Source organism: Streptomyces paromomycinus, from assembly GCF_003865155.1.
GTDB lineage: Bacteria > Actinomycetota > Actinomycetes > Streptomycetales > Streptomycetaceae > Streptomyces > Streptomyces chrestomyceticus.
The window spans coordinates 6,477,420-6,492,951 of record NZ_BHZD01000001.1 but is presented as its reverse complement, the minus strand read 5'-3'; the positions used below and the strand labels follow the sequence as shown (position 1 = coordinate 6,492,951).

The 15,532-nt window shown below is 70.7% G+C and carries 12 protein-coding genes; 2 read left to right on the top strand and 10 right to left on the bottom strand.

The window, feature by feature from the left end:
• Nucleotide 1: 1 nt before the first annotated feature.
• Entirely contained in the window at nt 2–460 is a 459-nt protein-coding gene (locus OEIGOIKO_RS27820; protein WP_125056286.1) for a hypothetical protein, read from the top strand.
• Between the two features lie 44 nt (nt 461–504).
• Here OEIGOIKO_RS27820 and rodA read toward each other — a convergent pair whose 3' ends face one another.
• The 9 genes from rodA to OEIGOIKO_RS27775 all read right to left on the bottom strand — a co-directional run bounded on the left by rodA (nt 505) and on the right by OEIGOIKO_RS27775 (nt 11,253).
• The gene (gene rodA, locus OEIGOIKO_RS27815; RefSeq protein WP_125056285.1) at nt 505–1,713 is read right to left on the bottom strand and encodes a rod shape-determining protein RodA; all 1,209 of its coding nucleotides are present in this window, start codon (nt 1,711–1,713) and stop codon (nt 505–507) included.
• The gene (gene mrdA / locus OEIGOIKO_RS27810; protein ID WP_125056284.1) at nt 1,710–3,851 is read right to left on the bottom strand and encodes a penicillin-binding protein 2; all 2,142 of its coding nucleotides are present in this window, start codon (nt 3,849–3,851) and stop codon (nt 1,710–1,712) included. The genes rodA and mrdA overlap by 4 nt, the downstream gene beginning before the upstream one ends.
• The gene (gene mreD, locus OEIGOIKO_RS27805) at nt 3,848–4,570 is read right to left on the bottom strand and encodes a rod shape-determining protein MreD (RefSeq protein ID WP_125056283.1); all 723 of its coding nucleotides are present in this window, start codon (nt 4,568–4,570) and stop codon (nt 3,848–3,850) included. The genes mrdA and mreD overlap by 4 nt, the downstream gene beginning before the upstream one ends.
• 3 nt (nt 4,571–4,573) lie before the next feature.
• Nucleotides 4,574–5,506, bottom strand: coding sequence for a rod shape-determining protein MreC (gene mreC / locus OEIGOIKO_RS27800; protein ID WP_125056282.1), 933 nt, complete (start codon nt 5,504–5,506; stop codon nt 4,574–4,576).
• Nucleotides 5,507–5,682: 176 nt separating this feature from the next.
• Entirely contained in the window at nt 5,683–6,702 is a 1,020-nt protein-coding gene (locus OEIGOIKO_RS27795; protein WP_003985182.1) for a rod shape-determining protein, read from the bottom strand.
• A 289-nt stretch (nt 6,703–6,991) separates the two neighbouring features.
• The gene (ndk, locus tag OEIGOIKO_RS27790; RefSeq protein WP_031001873.1) at nt 6,992–7,405 is read right to left on the bottom strand and encodes a nucleoside-diphosphate kinase; all 414 of its coding nucleotides are present in this window, start codon (nt 7,403–7,405) and stop codon (nt 6,992–6,994) included.
• Between the two features lie 395 nt (nt 7,406–7,800).
• Nucleotides 7,801–8,160 (bottom strand): DUF4233 domain-containing protein, encoded by a 360-nt coding sequence (locus OEIGOIKO_RS27785; protein ID WP_031001872.1) that lies wholly within the window; start codon nt 8,158–8,160, stop codon nt 7,801–7,803.
• A gap of 2 nt (nt 8,161–8,162) precedes the next feature.
• A complete protein-coding gene (gene folC, locus OEIGOIKO_RS27780; RefSeq protein WP_174857228.1) occupies nt 8,163–9,701 on the bottom strand; it encodes a bifunctional tetrahydrofolate synthase/dihydrofolate synthase in 1,539 nt (512 codons plus the stop codon).
• Between the two features lie 103 nt (nt 9,702–9,804).
• Nucleotides 9,805–11,253 carry a peptidoglycan D,D-transpeptidase FtsI family protein gene (locus OEIGOIKO_RS27775; protein WP_125056281.1) on the bottom strand — a complete coding sequence of 483 codons (1,449 nt, stop codon included), beginning with the start codon at nt 11,251–11,253 and terminating at the stop codon, nt 9,805–9,807.
• A 350-nt stretch (nt 11,254–11,603) separates the two neighbouring features.
• Here OEIGOIKO_RS27775 and OEIGOIKO_RS27770 point away from each other — a divergent pair, with 350 nt between their 5' ends.
• The gene (locus OEIGOIKO_RS27770) at nt 11,604–12,803 is read left to right on the top strand and encodes a hypothetical protein (protein ID WP_125059036.1); all 1,200 of its coding nucleotides are present in this window, start codon (nt 11,604–11,606) and stop codon (nt 12,801–12,803) included.
• Here the strand turns inward: OEIGOIKO_RS27770 and OEIGOIKO_RS27765 are convergent.
• Nucleotides 12,769–15,408, bottom strand: coding sequence for a valine--tRNA ligase (locus tag OEIGOIKO_RS27765; RefSeq protein WP_125056280.1), 2,640 nt, complete (start codon nt 15,406–15,408; stop codon nt 12,769–12,771). The two genes, OEIGOIKO_RS27770 and OEIGOIKO_RS27765, sit on opposite strands and share 35 nt — an antisense overlap.
• Nucleotides 15,409–15,532: the final 124 nt, after the last annotated feature.

The window sequence follows — 15,532 nt, the reverse complement described above, 5'->3', positions numbered from 1 at the left end:
GATGCTCGCGCATCTGACGGACACCGCACGCCAGTTGGCCGCTGTCCTGTGGCAGCAGCACACGGTCTACCGGGACCGGACGGGCGGGGTGGTCATACGGGGCGAGCACGTCCAGCGGTGGATAAGCCTGTCCGTCACCGGGACGCGGGGTGAGGTGCTCTTACGGGCGGGCCGCATCCTGGACGGCGGTACGAGTGCGCCCGCGCGGGCGGAGACGGTGATGCGGCTGGACAGCGGTACGGGCGAACTCGCCGCCGCGTGCCGCCGGCTGCTGGCCGACACGGCCCTCAGCGGCGCCGCGGAGGCTCCCTGGGAGCCCCGGGCGAGCCGGCCCCGGCCGCAGGCCCGGCAGCGGACGGGCGGGGCACGGATCGCCCTCTGGGTGCTCCTGGCCACGGTGACGAGCGCCGCGGTGCTCGCCGCCCTCGTCGCCTACAGCTCCTACCGCGCCGCCCGCTGACGTACGGACGTGCCGTACGGACCTGACGTACGCCCGGCGCGGGATCAGGCCGACACCGGCCGCTGCACATGGATGGACTGGAGCAGCCCTATGGCGATCCAGACCGCGAACATGGACGTGCCGCCGTACGAGACGAACGGCAGCGGGAGCCCGGTGACCGGCATGATGCCGAGCGTCATGCCGATGTTCTCGAACGCCTGGAAGGAGAACCAGGAGATGCAGCCCGCCGCGACGATGGTGCTGTAGAGCTCGCTGGCCTCCCGGGCGATGCGGCAGGCGCGCCACAGGACGACGCCCAGCAGGACGATGATCAGGCCCGCGCCGAGGAAGCCCAGCTCCTCACCGGCGACGGTGAAGATGAAGTCGGTCTGCTGCTCCGGGACGAACTGGCCGGTGGTCTGGCTGCCCTGGAAGAGGCCGGAGCCGGTCAGCCCGCCGCCGCCGATCGCGATGCGCGCCTGGTTGGTGTTGTAGCCGACGCCCGCCGGGTCCAGGCTCGGGTTGGCGAAGGCGGCGAAGCGGGCGATCTGGTAGGCGTCCAGCAGGCCCAGCTGCCAGATGGCGACGCAGCCGGCGACACCGGCGCCCACCAGTCCGAGGATCCACCGGTTGGAGGCGCCGGAGGCGAGCAGGACGCCGAGGATGATGGCGCCGAGGACCATGACGGAGCCGAGGTCCGGCATCAGCATGATGATGACGACGGGGATCGCGGCCAGGCCGAGGGCCTGCACGACGGTGCGGTGGTCGGGGTGCGGGCGGTCGCCCGCGTCGACCCGGCCCGCGAGGATCACCGCCATCCCCAGCGTGATGGTGATCTTGGCGAATTCGGCGGGCTGGAGGGAGAGTCCGCCGGGGATGGCCAGCCAGGAGCGGGAGCCGTTGATCGTGGCGCCCAGCGGCGTGAGGACGAGCAGCGACAGCAGCAGCGAGACGGTGTACAGGATCGGCACGGCTCCGCGCAGCGTGCGGTGGCCGAGCCAGATCGCGCCGGCCGCCAGGGTCAGGCCGATGCCGGTGTTCAGCAGGTGGCGGAGGAGGAAGCCGAACTCGTCACCGTGGTTGAGTTCGGTGCGGTTGCGGGTCGCGGAGAAGACCAGCACCGCGCCGATCAGGGACAGGGCCAGGCAGCACAGCAGCATGACCCAGTCGAGGCGGCGGACGACCGAGTCGCGCGCCGTCAGTTTGCCCCAGGCACCGCGGTCGGGGCTGTAGCGGCGGACGGTGAAGCCGTTCGCCGTGTGCGAGCTGGTCACTGTTCCCGCCTTCCGGGCGCGGCGGACGGCGGGGTGGCGGCCACCGGCTTGATGGGCTGCGCCTGGATCGTGCCGTCGCCCAGGATCTTGGGCAGGCCGGTCTGCGGCCGGGGCAGCAGCGCCGCCTTCTCGTCGATCTTGCCCTTGTCGTCCACCCCGTACAGCGCGTTGTAGATCTTGCGTACGGCAGGACCCGCCGAGCCCGATCCCGTACCGCCCTGGGAGATGGTCATGACGATCGTGTAGTCCTTGGTGTACGTGGCGAACCAGCCCGTCGTCTGCTTGCCGTACACCTCGGCCGTACCGGTCTTGGCATGCATCGGGATCTTGTCCTGCGGCCAGCCCTGGAAGCGCCAGGCGGCGGTGCCGCGGGTGGCGACACCGGCCAGCGCGCCGTCGATCTGGGACAGCGTCTTGGCCGTCACCGGCAGCTTCCCGTGGGCCTTGGGCTCGATGTTCTCGATGCGCTTGCCGTCCGGGCTGACGACGGCCTTGCCGACGGTCGGGTTGTACAGCGTGCCGCCGTTGGCGATCGCCGCGTAGATCGTCGCCATCTGGATCGGGGTGACCTGGGTGTCGCCCTGGCCGATGGAGTAGTTGACGGAGTCACCGGCGCGCATCTTCATGCCGGACTCGCAGTTCTCCTTGGCGATCTTCGAGACGTAGTCGTCGCCGGTCTGGCCCTGCTTGCACCAGCCGTCCTTGTTGGCCTCCCAGTACCGCTTCTTCCACTGACGGTCCGGGACCCGGCCGGTGACCTCGTTGGGCAGGTCGATGCCGGTCTCCTTGCCGAGGCCGAACTGGTGCGCCGTCTTGTAGAACCAGTCGGCCGGGTTCTTCGGCTTGTTGCCGCCGTCCTTCTGCCACTGCTGGTAGGCGAGGCTGTAGAAGACGGTGTCGCAGGAGACCTCCAGCGCCCGGCCGAGGTTGATCGGGCCGTACCCCTTGGACTCGAAGTTCTTGAAGACCTGGTTGCCGATGCTGAAGGAGGCGGTGCAGGGGTAGGTGCCGTTGAAGTCGTATCCGGCGGCGACCGCGGCCGAGGTGGAGACGACCTTGAAGATCGAGCCGGGCGCGGCCTGGCCCTGGATCGCCCGGTTGAGCAGCGGGTAGTTGGAGTCCTTGCCGGTCAGCTTCGCGTAGTCCTTGCCGGAGATGCCGCCGACCCAGGCGTTGGGGTCGTAGGACGGGTTGGAGGCCATGGAGACGATGCGGCCGGTCTTGTTCTCCATGACGACCACGGCGCCCGCGTCGGCCTTGTAGTTGGTGCCGGTGTTCTTGTCGTGGGTGTCGCGGGCGTCCTTCATCGCCTGCGCCAGTTCCTTCTCCGCTATGGCCTGGACCCGGGCGTCTATGCTCGTGACGACGTTGGAGCCGGGCACCGCCTTGTCGCTCTTGGCCTTGCCGATGACCCGGCCGAGGTTGTCGACCTCGTAGCGGGTCACGCCGGCCTTGCCGCGCAGCGCGCTGTCGTAGGTGCGCTCCAGCCCGGACCGGCCGATCTGGTCGGAGCGCAGCAGCGGCGAGCGGGTGTCCTTGGCCTTCTGGATCTCCTCGTCGGTGACCGGCGAGAGGTAGCCGAGGACCTGCGCGGTCTCGGCCTTGCCGGGCGCGGCGTAGCGGCGTACGGCGGTGGGCTCGGCGGAGATGCCGGGGAAGTCCTCGGAGCGTTCGCGGATCTGGAGGGCCTGCTGGGTGGTGGCCTCGTCCGTGATCGGGATGGGCTGGAAGGGCGAGCCGTTCCAGCAGGGCTGCGGGGTCTTGGCGTCGCACAGCCGGACCTTGTTGCGGATCTCGGTCTCCGACATGCCCAGGACCTTGGCGAGCCGGCCGAGCACGGCCTTGCCGTCGTCCTTCATCTTCAGCAGGTCGGTACGGCTCGCGGAGACGACCAGGCGGGTCTGGTTGTCGGCGAGCGGGATGCCGCGGGCGTCGAGGATGGAGCCGCGGGTGGCCGGTTCGACGACCTGCTGGACGTGGTTGTTGCGGGCCTCGTCGGCGTACTCCCGGCCGTTGCGGATCTGGAGGTACCAGAGCCGGCCGCCGAGGGTCAGCAGCAGGGAGAAGACGAGGATCTGGATGGCGATCAGCCGGATCGTGACGCGCGAGGTACGGCCGGTCTCCGGAATGTTGGTCACAGTCGCTTGACCCCCTTGAGGCGTCCTGCCTTGCTACGGGCCGATCTGCCGAGCAGTCCGGCGCGCTGGCCGCCGATCCGGGCCGGTTTGGACGGGAGGCCGGTGCGCATCGAGCGGCTCGCCTTCAGGCCGGTGCCGGAACCGATCCAGCCGTGCACGCTCTTGCGGCCCTTGGCGGAGCCGCCCTGCCCGCCGGCGGCGTCCGCCGCCAGCGGATCGTGTTCCGTCCGGCGGGCCAGCGCCATCACCAGGGGTACGGCGAACGGGGCCAGCAGCAGGTCGTAGAGCGTGGCGGTGAACAGCAGCCAGCCCAGGCCGACGTGGCGGGCGGCGGAGTCGCCGACGAGCGAGCCGACGCCCGCGTACAGCAGGGTCGAGCCGAGGGCGGCGGCGACCACGACGGCCAGCGGCATGGTCGCCGAGCGGTGCTGTCCGGTGTCCGGCTTGGTCAGCCCGGCCGCGTACCCGATGACGCACAGCACCAGGGCGTACCGGCCGATGGCGTGGTCGGAGGGCGGCGCGAGGTCGGCGAGCAGCCCGGCGCCGAAGCCGACCAGGGCGCCGCTGACGTGCCCGTACACCAGGGCGAGACCGAGGACGACCAGGAGCAGCAGGTCCGGTGTGGCGCCCGGGAGCTGGAGCCGCGCCAGCACGCCGACCTGGACCAGCAGGGCCACGACCACCAGCGCGGCGGAGAGCAGGATCCTCTTGATGCGCATCGGTCAGCTCCTGGGGGAGGCGCTCGCGGTGGGGGTGGCCGTGACGGTGACCGTCGGCGTCGGCTTGGGTTTGGCGGGCTTCTGCGGCAGCACCGTGTCGCGCGGGTCCTCGCGGGGCGGCTGGACGACCACGCCGACGATGTCGAGCTGGGAGAAGCCGACGAACGGGCGGACCTGGAGGGAGCGGGTCAGATCGCCGTTGGACGGGTCGACCTTGACGACCCGCCCGACCGGGACGCCGGGCACGAACGGCTTGTCGGCGCTGGAGCCGAAGGTGACCAGCCGGTCGCCCTTCTTCACCTCGGCCTTGCCGTTCAGGAGCTGCACGCGCAGCGAGTCGCCGCCCTGGCCGGTGGCGAAGCCGATCTCGTTGGTCTTCTCCATCCGGGTGCCGACAGTGAAGTCCGGGTCGTTGGCCAGCAGGACGGTGGCGGTGCTGCGGCCGACGGTGGTGACCCGGCCGACCAGGCCGTCGCCGTTGAGGACGGTCATGTCACGGGCGATGCCGTCCTGGGAGCCGGCGTCGATGGTGACGGTCCAGGAGAAGCCCTGCGCCGCGCCGATGGCGATGACCTGGGCGCCTTTGATGCCGTACTGGCCGGTGCCGGCGGTCTTGAGCATCTTGTCCAGCTCGGCCGCCCGGTTGCGGTTGCGGTCGGCGGAGCCGAGCTTCGCCTTGAGGGCGGCGTTCTCCCGTTCCAGGACGCTGATCCGGGTGTGCCGCTCGCCGGAGTCGCGTACCGCGCCGACCGCGTTGCCCACCGGGTCGACGACCGTGGCGATACCGCTCTCGACCGGGCCGAAGGCCGCCGCGGCGGCCTGCCGGGCGGGGGCGAGCGGGGACCGTTCGCCGCCGCGGATGTCCACCGTGATCAGCGCGAACGCGATCGCGACCAGCAGCACCAGTAGCAGCCGGCTCTCTCGTGTGTCCCTCACGTGCGGCGGCCGTGTCCTTCCTCGTAGGACCGGCCGGCTGCGGGCCCGCGCCGGTCGCGCTGGGGAGTGCGGTTGTGCCTGTGTACGCAGTGCGCGCCCGTCGGGGCGTGGTGCTTGTATATCAACGATCCGCCGTACGGACGATCAGCCGCCCGTACGGCGGAATGTCGGGTTCCTCAGCGGCGCGGCTGGGAGTCCAGTACCTGCTGGAGGGCCTCGAACTCCTCGACGCACTTGCCGCTGCCGAGCGCGACGGAGTCGAGCGGGTCCTCGGCGATGTGGATCGGCATGCCGGTCTCGCGGCGCAGGCGCTCGTCGAGGCCGCGCAGCAGGGCGCCGCCGCCGGTGAGCACGATGCCGCGGTCCATCACGTCACCGGACAGCTCCGGCGGGCACTTGTCGAGCGTGGTCTTGACCGCGTCGACGATGGAGTTGACCGGCTCCTCGATCGCCTTGCGGACCTCGGCCGCCGAGATGACGACGGTCTTGGGCAGGCCGGAGACCAGGTCGCGGCCGCGGATCTCGGTGTGCTCGTCCTGCTCCAGGTCGTACGCCGAACCGATGGTGATCTTGATGCTCTCGGCGGTGCGCTCGCCCAGCAGGAGGCTGTACTCCTTCTTGATGTGCTGGATGATCGCGTTGTCCAGCTCGTCGCCGGCCACCCGGATCGACTGGGCCGTGACGATGCCGCCGAGCGAGATCACGGCGACCTCGGTCGTGCCGCCGCCGATGTCCACCACCATGTTGCCGGTGGCCTCGTGGACCGGCAGGCCGGAGCCGATCGCGGCGGCCATCGGCTCCTCGATGATGTGCACCTGGCGCGCACCGGCCTGGGTGGACGCCTCGATGACCGCGCGGCGCTCGACTCCGGTGATGCCGGAGGGGACACAGACGACGACGCGCGGGCGGGCCAGGTAACGGCGCTTGTGGATCTTGAGGATGAAGTAGCGGAGCATCCGCTCGGTGATCTCGAAGTCGGCGATCACGCCGTCCTTCAGGGGGCGCACCGCGACGATGTTGCCGGGGGTGCGGCCGATCATCTTCTTCGCCTCGGCCCCGACGGCCAGGATGCCGCCGGTGTTGGTGTTGATGGCCACGACCGACGGCTCGTTGAGAACGATCCCGCGACCCCTGACGTACACCAGCGTGTTGGCGGTCCCGAGGTCGACAGCCATGTCACGGCCGATGAACGACATGTTGTTCCCCATGAGGATACGTCTGGCCTTCCCAACTGGAGCGAATGCTTACTTGAGGTCGGCAGGTGTGGTGCGCCGGGGCGCGGAAGCTCCATCGTAGTCACGAAGTCCCCACCGCTCGAACGCGGTGCGGGGTTCCTTCGCCATTGTCGGCGGAACACGGACCCGCCCCCCTCAATGGTGACGTCGTGTCGCGCCGAAGCGTTCCCCCGTTCGGCACCCGGATACCGCGGGGTGACCGACGGGCCGCCGGTCACCCCAGGTCACCGGGGGTCGGGGTGACCGGATGTCAGGACCGGCCCGGGAAGAAAATCTTGATTTCACGCTCCGCCGACTCCGGCGAGTCCGAGGCGTGGACGAGGTTTTCCCGGGTGATGGTCCCGAAATCGCCGCGGATCGAGCCGCCGGGCGCCTTGATCGGGTCGGTCGGACCGGCCAGCGCCCGTACGCCCTCGATGACCCGCTCGCCCTCGACGACCAGGCTGACCACCGGGCCCGACGACATGAACTGCACCAACGGCTCGTAGAAGTCCCGGCCGACGTGCTCGGCGTAGTGCTGCTCCAGGATCTCGCGGTCCAGGGTGCGCAGCTCCAGCGCGCTGATCGTCCAGCCCGCCTTGCGCTCGATACGGCCGAGAATCTCACCGACCAGGCCGCGGCGGACCGCGTCGGGCTTGAGGAGGACGAGCGTGCGCTGGCTCACGGGAGAGGCTCCTTGTGTTACGCGACAGACGGCAGGTGCCCTGAGGCTACATGGGTGACGGCGTTGGGCTGTACGCGGTACCGGGGCCGGGCGGAGGGCCGAACGGGTGATGCGGGAGCGGGTTTCGCACGTGTGAGCGACGGGGTGCGGGTGGCGGCCGGGCGGGGCGTCCGGGCCGGGCCGCCGTGCAGCCGCGCCCGGAACCGAGAGGTCCGGTCCCGGGCGCGCGTCGTCCGGCCGTACAACGGGGCGTCCGTACAACGGGACGTCCGTACAACGGGACGTCCGTACGTCGGGACGCTGTGCACCGGGACGTCCGTACATCACGCCAGCCACGCGACGCGACATCCGTGCGACGCGCGCCCGTGACCGGACCGGAAACCGTCGGTCCGCGCCTACGCCGCCCCCGGCTGCGGGCCCTCCCCCGCCTGGGCCGCCCACCGGGCCTTCGCCTCGTCGATCTTGCGGCCGAAGTGCACCGACGCCCACCACAGCGCGGCGAAGACCGCGCCGAGGAAGAACATCGTGCCCACCACGAAACCGCTGGCGATCAGGGCCACCTGGAGGGCCCAGCCGAGCTGCACGCCGCCGGGGCGGGTGAGCACGCCGCACAGCAGGACGCACAGCAGCATCGCGACGCCGCTGACCGTCCAGACCGTGGCCGCGGAGTGGCCGGAGGTCTGCATGGCGACCAGACCGGCGAACCCGATCACGAAGAACTCGCCGATCAGCGTGCTCGCACACAGCGTGCGCATGGTCAGTTCCTTCCCAGGAGCAGCCGGGCCTCGCCGACCGTGATCACGGATCCGGTGACCAGCACGCCGGCCCCGGAGTACTCGCCCTCCTCCTCCGCGAGGGTGATCGCCGCCTCCAGCGCGTCGTCGAGCCGGGGCTCGACCTGCACCCGCTCGGAGCCGAAGATCTCCACCGCGACGCCCGCCAGCTCGTCCGCGTCCATGGCGCGCTGGCTGGAGTTACGGGTCACCACGATCTCCGCGAAGATCGGCTCGAAGGCTTCCAGGACGCCGCGTACGTCCTTGCCCTCGCTGGCGCCGAGCACCCCGACGAGTCGGCTGAAACCGAACGCCTCGCTGACCGCCTCGGCCGCGGCCCGCGCGCCCGCCGGGTTGTGCGCCGCGTCCAGGATCACGGTCGGGCTGCTGCGCACGACCTCCAGGCGGCCCGGCGAGGACACCGCGGCGAACGCGGAGCGGATGGTGTCGATGTCCAGGGTGCGGGCGTGCTCGGAGCCGATGCCGAAGAACGCCTCCACGGCGGCGAGCGCCACCGCGGCGTTGTGCGCCTGGTGGGCGCCGTACAGCGGCAGGAAGATGCCCTCGTACTCGCCGCCCAGGCCGCGCAGCGTCAGGAGCTGGCCGCCGACCGCGACCTCGCGGCTCAGCACGCCGAACTCCATGCCCTCGCGGGCGACCGTGGCGTCCACCTCGACCGCGTGCTTGAGCATCACGGACGCCGCGTCCACCGGCTGCTGCGCCAGGACGACGGTGGCGTCCTTCTTGATGATCCCGGACTTCTCGCCGGCGATCTGCTCGGGGGTGTCGCCGAGGCGGTCGGTGTGGTCCAGCGAGATGGGCGTGACGACGGCGACGTCGCCGTCGATCACGTTGGTCGCGTCCCAGGTGCCGCCCATGCCGACCTCGACGACCGCGACGTCCACCGGGGCGTCCGCGAAGGCCGCGTACGCCATGGCGGTGAGCACCTCGAAGAAGGAGAGGCGGTACTGCTCGCGCTCGTCGACCATCTGCACGTACGGCGCGATGTCGCGGTACGTCTCGATGAAGCGCTCGGCCGAGATCGGGGCGCCGTCCAGGCTGATCCGCTCGGTCACGGACTGGACGTGCGGGCTGGTGTACCGGCCGGTGCGCAGGTCGAAGGCGGTCAGCAGGGCCTCGATCATGCGGGCGGTGCTGGTCTTGCCGTTGGTGCCGGTGATGTGGATGGACGGGTAGGCGCGCTGCGGCGAGCCCAGCACGTCCATCAGCGCCTCGATGCGCCGCACCGACGGGTCCAGCTTGGTCTCGCCCCAGCGGCCGGCCAGCTCGGCCTCCACCTCGCGCAGCGCGCGGTCCACCTCGGGGTCCTCGGGACGGGCGGGAACTCCGTCCCCCTGGGGCGGGCCGGCCTGCGCACGCAGCGTACGGCTGCCGGCCTCGATCACCGCGAGGTCGGGGTCCCTGTCGGTCTCGGCCTCCACCATCTCCTCGAAGGGGTCGGCCGGGCCGTCCGGGCCGGGAATCGGGTCGGGGTCGTCGTTTCGGGGGCGCTCGTCGCTCACGGCTCCAGTCTACGAGCCACCACCGACAGCGGCGGGTGGCGGCCTGCGGCCGGGGCGCGACGGCCCGCGGCCCCGGCCGGAGCACCCCCGGCGGGCTTCGGTGCTACGACAGCGCCGCCTTCATCATCGCCTTGGCCACCGGCCCCGCCAGGCCACCACCCGAGATCTCACTGCGGGCCGCGTCGCTGTCCTCGACCATGACCGCGACGGCCACCTGGTGGCCCTTGCCGTCCTTGGCGTAGGAGACGAACCACGCGTACGGGGTCCCCTCGTTGTCCACGCCGTGCTGGGCGGTGCCGGTCTTGCCGCCGACCGTCAGTCCGTCGATCTTGGCCTTGGAGCCGGTGCCTTCGTTCACGACGGTCTCCATGGAGGACTGGAGCTGCTCGGCGGTGCGCTGCGAGACCGCCTTGCCGTACTTCTCGGGCGCGTACCGCTGGAGGGTGTTGCCGCCGCTGTCGGTGAGCTTGTCGACCATCTGCGGTGTCTGGAGATCACCGCCGTTGGCGATGGCGGACGCGACCATGGCCATCTGGAGCGGCGTCGCGGTGTCGTCGAACTGGCCGATGCCGGACAGCGCGGTCTGCGCCTTGTCCATGCCCTGCGGGTACAGGCTCTTGCCCGCCCGCACCGGGGTGTCCAGCTTGCCGTTGTTGAAGCCGAACTTCTCGGCCTGTGCGCGCACCTTGTCCTGGCCCAGGTCGGCGGCCATCTTCGCGAAGACGGTGTTGCAGGAGTACTGGAGCGCGGTGCGGATGGTCGCGTTCTTGCAGGGCGCCGAGGCGCTCTCGTTCTTCAGGGTGGTGCGGGTGCCGGGCAGGACGTACGGGTCGGGGCTGTCGGTGGCCTCGTCCACGGAGGAGTACAGGCCGTTCTCCAGCGCGGCCGCCGCGACGACGAGCTTGAAGGTGGAGCCGGGCGGCAGCGGCTGCCGCAGCGCGCGGTTGACCTCGGGGTGCTTCTTGTCCGCCGACAGGTCCTGCCACGCCTTCTGGTCGGTGCTGCCGGAGCCGGCGAACTTGCCCGGGTCGTACGAGGGCGTGCTGACCATCCCGAGGATCTTGCCGGTGGCCGGGTCGAGGGCGACCGCGGCCCCGGTCTTGTTCCCGAGCGCCTCGTAACCGGCCTTCTGCACCTCGGAGTCGATGGTGGTGGCCACGTCGCCGCCCTTGGGGCGCTGACGGGTCAGCGCGTCGCCCGGGTTCTGCAGGCGGCTGTCGGAGCCGTCCAGGAGGTCGCCGTACAGGCTCTCCAGCTGGTTGCTGCCGAAGATCTGCGAGGTGAAGCCGGTGACGGGGGCGTAGAGCGGGCCGTTCTTGTACGTCCGCTTGTTCTTGAGGGTGCCGTCGGTGGCGGTGGAGCCGGTCACCGGCTGTCCGTCCACGAGGATGTTGCCCAGCGGATTCGCGTACTTGGCTATGGAAACGCGGGGATTGTGCGGATCGTCCGTGAACGTGGACGCCTTGGCCCCCTGCAACCAGGTGACCCACGCCAGCAGCGCGAGGATCAGCAGGATGCAGAAGACCGAGACGCGGCGCAGGGGTTTGTTCATGGGTGGCGCGGCTCCTCGTCGCTGGACGGTGGTGCGGCCGACTACGTACGCCGTACGTTTCGCCGGAAAGTCCCGTTTGCGGGCCCCATGGTCCCCCGTCTCGATGAGAGGCGGATGAGAAGACGGCGGCCGCCCCGCCGTGCCGCACACCTCCGATCGCCGCCCCGGGCAACGCACCACCCCCCTGCCCGCATCTTCCCCGGCGGGCTCTGTGAGCCTTGACCGACACGAAGATCCGGAGAACCGACCGGAAGAGAACGGGCCCCGGAGGGCGGCGGTCGTACGGCCGCCGGGCTCCCCGGCGAAACAGGAGCTGAAAAAGCGTGCGCGTGCCGGCAATCAGTCAGCGGATGCACTTGGTGCTGCTCACCGCGTGGACCGTGCTGTGGTTCGTCGTGGTCGAGCCGAACGGGGGTTTCTCCTGGCACTACCTGCGCACCGGCGGCGAGCTGATCTACCAGGGCGCGTCCGGCGACGGCACCGGCGGCCTCAACCTCTACGCCCACCACCCCGAGTTGCAGATGGGCCCGGTCAGCTTCCTGATCGCCGGTCTGTTCAACCCGTTCCCCGAGCACACCGGACAGTTCCTGGCCGCCGCCCTGATGTCGCTGCTCGGCCTGGTGATCGTGGTGCTGGCGGGCCGCAGCGCCGCCTGGCACTTCCTGGGCACCGGCACCAACCACCAGCGGCTGCGGCAGCGCGTCCTGATAGCCGGGCTGGCCTTCATCCCCATGTGGATCGAGGTCTCGGTCCGCTTCGGGCACCTGGACGACGTGCTCGCGCTGTTCTTCACGGCGCTGGCCGTACGGTCGGTGACCCGCGGCAACGCCGCGCTGACCGGCGTCTTCCTGGCCCTCGCCATGGACTCCAAGCCGACGGCGCTGGCCTTCGTCCCGCTGCTGCTCGCGCTCCCGAAGGAGAAGTGGCTGCGCGCGGGGCTGTGGACGGCGGGCCTGGTCGCGGTGGCCTGGCTGCCGTTCTTCATCGGTGACATGAACTCGTTCTCGGCGGCCAAGTTCGCCATCCCCAACCACCCGGCGTCCGCGCTGCGCTGGCTGGGCGTGGCCGACCCGGAGACACCCGGCTGGGACCGGCCCGCGCAGTTCGCGCTGGGCCTGCTGCTGGGCTGTCTGGCGGTGTGGCGGGGGCGCTGGGCCGCCGTCGTCCTGCTGGGCGCCAACGCCCGTATCGTCCTGGACCCCAGCGTCTACACGTACTACACCGCGTCCGTCCTGCTCGGCACGCTGCTGTGGGACGTCATCGGGCAGCGGCGCCTGGTGCCCTGGTGGAGCTGGCTGGCGCTGCTGATCCTGTACGGCAGCGTCTTCGTGGTGCCCGACGACTCGGCGCGCGGCCTGATCCGCCTGGCGTTCGTGGCCGTCTCCACGGCGTACGTCCTGCTGTGGCCGGTACGGGAACGCGGCGACCGGCGCGGCTCGGGACGGCGCAGGCCCCCCGCCCGTAAGGACGAGGGGCCTGCGGAGCCGTATGCGCCGGCCGTCCCGGCGCCGGGCGCTACGCCTTGGGCAGGGCCGCCAGCTGCGCGCTGATGCGCACGATGTCGGCCTCGGCCGTCTCCAGCCGCGTACGGATCTTGGCGACGACGTGTTCCGGGGCCTTGCCCAGGAACGCCTCGTTGCCCAGCTTCCCGTTGGCCTGGGCCTTCTCCTTCTCGGCGGCGGCCAGGTCCTTCGACAGCCGCTTGCGCTCGGCCGCCACGTCGATGGCGCCCGACAGGTCCAGCGCGACGGTGGCACCCGCGACCGGGAGGGACGCGGTGGCGGTGAAGTCCTCGCCCGCGGGCTGGAGGCGCAGCAGCGAGCGCATCGCGGCCTCGTGGGCGGCGAGCCGGGTACCGGCCAGGTCCAGCCGGGCCGGGACCTTCTGGCCCGGCTGGAGGCCCTGGTCGGAGCGGAAGCGGCGGACCTCGGTGACGACCTGCTGAACGGTCTCGATCTCCCGCTCGGCAGCCGCGTCGCGGAAGCCGGAGTCGGCCGGCCACTCGGCGATCACCAGCGACTCACGGCCGGTCAGCGTCGTCCACAGGGTCTCCGTGACGAACGGCACGACCGGGTGCAGCAGCCGCAGCGTGACGTCCAGGACCTCGCCGAGCACCCGGCGCGAGGCGTCGGCGGCCGGGCCGCCCGCCATGAAGGTGGTCTTGGACAGCTCGACGTACCAGTCGAAGACCTCGTCCCAGGCGAAGTGGAAGAGGGCGTCCGACAGCTTGGCGAACTGGTAGTCGTCGTAGTACGCGTCCACCTCGGCGACGACCGTGTTGAGCCGGGAGAGGATCCACCGGTCGGTCGCCGAGAGCTGCTCGGCCGGGGGCAGCTCGCCCTCGACCGTCGCGCCGTTCATCAGCGCGAAGCGGGTGGCGTTCCAGATCTTGTTGGCGAAGTTGCGCGACCCCTGGACCCAGTCCTCACCGATCGGCACGTCGGTGCCGGGGTTGGCGCCGCGGGCGAGCGTGAAACGGACGGCATCGGAACCGTACTTGTCCATCCAGTCCAGCGGGTTGACCGCGTTGCCGAAGGACTTCGACATCTTCTTGCCGCGCTCGTCGCGGACCATGCCGTGCAGGGCGATGGTCTTGAACGGCGGGGTGCCGTCCATCGCGTACAGTCCGAACATCATCATCCGGGCGACCCAGAAGAAGAGGATGTCGTAGCCGGTGACCAGCACCGAGTTCGGGTAGAACTTCTCGACGCTCGGGGTCTTCTCCGGCCAGCCGAGCGTGGAGAACGGCCACAGACCGGACGAGAACCAGGTGTCCAGGACGTCCGTGTCCTGCGTCCAGCCCTCGCCGGTGGGGGCCTCGTCGTCCGGTCCGACGCAGACGACCTCGCCGTTCGGGCCGTACCAGACCGGGATGCGGTGGCCCCACCACAGCTGGCGCGAGATGCACCAGTCGTGGAGGTTGTCGACCCAGCCGAAGTAGCGGGACTCCATCTCCTTGGGGTGGATGTCCACCTTGCCGTCACGCACCGCGTCACCGGCGGCCTTGGCCAGCGGGCCGACCTTGACCCACCACTGCATGGACAGCCGGGGCTCGATGGTCGTCTTGCAGCGCGAGCAGTGGCCGACCGAGTGGGTGTACGGGCGCTTCTCGGCCACGATGCGGCCCTCGGCGCGCAGCGCCGCGACGATCGCGGAGCGGGCCTCGAAGCGGTCCAGGCCCTCGAAGGGGCCGTGCGCGGTGATCACGCCGCGCTCGTCCAGCACCGCGAGGTTGGGCAGATCGTGCCGGCGGCCGATCTCGAAGTCGTTCGGGTCGTGGGCCGGGGTGACCTTGACCGCACCGGTGCCGAACTCCGGGTCGACGTGCTCGTCGGCGACGACCGGGATACGGCGGCCGGTCAGCGGCAGCTCGATCTCCGTGCCGACCAGGTGGCGGTAGCGCTCGTCGTCGGGGTGAACCGCGACGGCGGTGTCACCGAGCATCGTCTCGGCGCGGGTGGTCGCGACGACGATGGACGCGTCGCCCTCCCCGTACTTGATCGAGACCAGCTCGCCGTCGTCGTCCTGGTACTCCACCTCGATGTCCGAGATGGCGGTCAGACAGCGCGGGCACCAGTTGATGATGCGCTCGGCGCGGTAGATCAGCTCGTCGTCGTAGAGCCGCTTGAAGATCGTCTGGACGGCCTTGGACAGGCCCTCGTCCATCGTGAAGCGCTCACGCGACCAGGCGACGCCGTCGCCGAGGCGCTTCATCTGCCCGGAGATCTGCCCGCCGGACTCGCCCTTCCAGCGCCACACCCGCTCGACGAACGCCTCCCGACCCAGGTCATGGCGCGAGACGCCCTCCTTGGCCAGCTCGCGCTCGACGACGTTCTGGGTGGCGATGCCCGCGTGGTCCATACCGGGCTGCCACAGCGTCTCGTAGCCCTGCATCCGCTTCCGGCGGGTGAGGGCGTCGATCAGGGTGTGCTCGAAGGCGTGCCCGAGGTGCAGCGAGCCCGTGACGTTCGGCGGCGGGATGACGATCGTGTACGGCGGCTTCTCGCTCTTCTCGTCCGCCTCGAAGTACCCCCGCTCCACCCAGCGCTCGTACAGCGGCCCCTCTACCTCGGCCGGCGCGTACTGGGTCGGCAGTTCAGTGGGGCTGCTGTTCGGCCCGCCGTCTCGGGGGCTCTGCTGAGTGTTCTCGGTCACGACGCTCAGTGTACGGGCGCGGATGTCGCAGTCTCGAATCGGTTTGGCCCCTGGAGCACCGGCCGTCGGTGGCGTCGTACAGGATGTTGGCGACGCACGGACATCAACTGTGACGGGTGTCATC

Bases quoted from the DNA above. Each gene is read 5' to 3' on its own strand.
- mreD (WP_125056283.1), bottom strand. From the start codon at position 4,570: ATGCGCATCAAGAGGATCCTGCTCTCCGCCGCGCTGGTGGTCGTGGCC.
- OEIGOIKO_RS27775 (WP_125056281.1), bottom strand. From the start codon at position 11,253: ATGAACAAACCCCTGCGCCGCGTCTCGGTCTTCTGCATCCTGCTGATC.
- OEIGOIKO_RS27795 (WP_003985182.1), bottom strand. From the start codon at position 6,702: ATGTCGTTCATCGGCCGTGACATGGCTGTCGACCTCGGGACCGCCAAC.
- OEIGOIKO_RS27820 (WP_125056286.1), top strand. From the start codon at position 2: ATGCTCGCGCATCTGACGGACACCGCACGCCAGTTGGCCGCTGTCCTG.
- OEIGOIKO_RS27785 (WP_031001872.1), bottom strand. From the start codon at position 8,160: ATGCGCACGCTGTGTGCGAGCACGCTGATCGGCGAGTTCTTCGTGATC.
- OEIGOIKO_RS27770 (WP_125059036.1), top strand. From the start codon at position 11,604: ATGCACTTGGTGCTGCTCACCGCGTGGACCGTGCTGTGGTTCGTCGTG.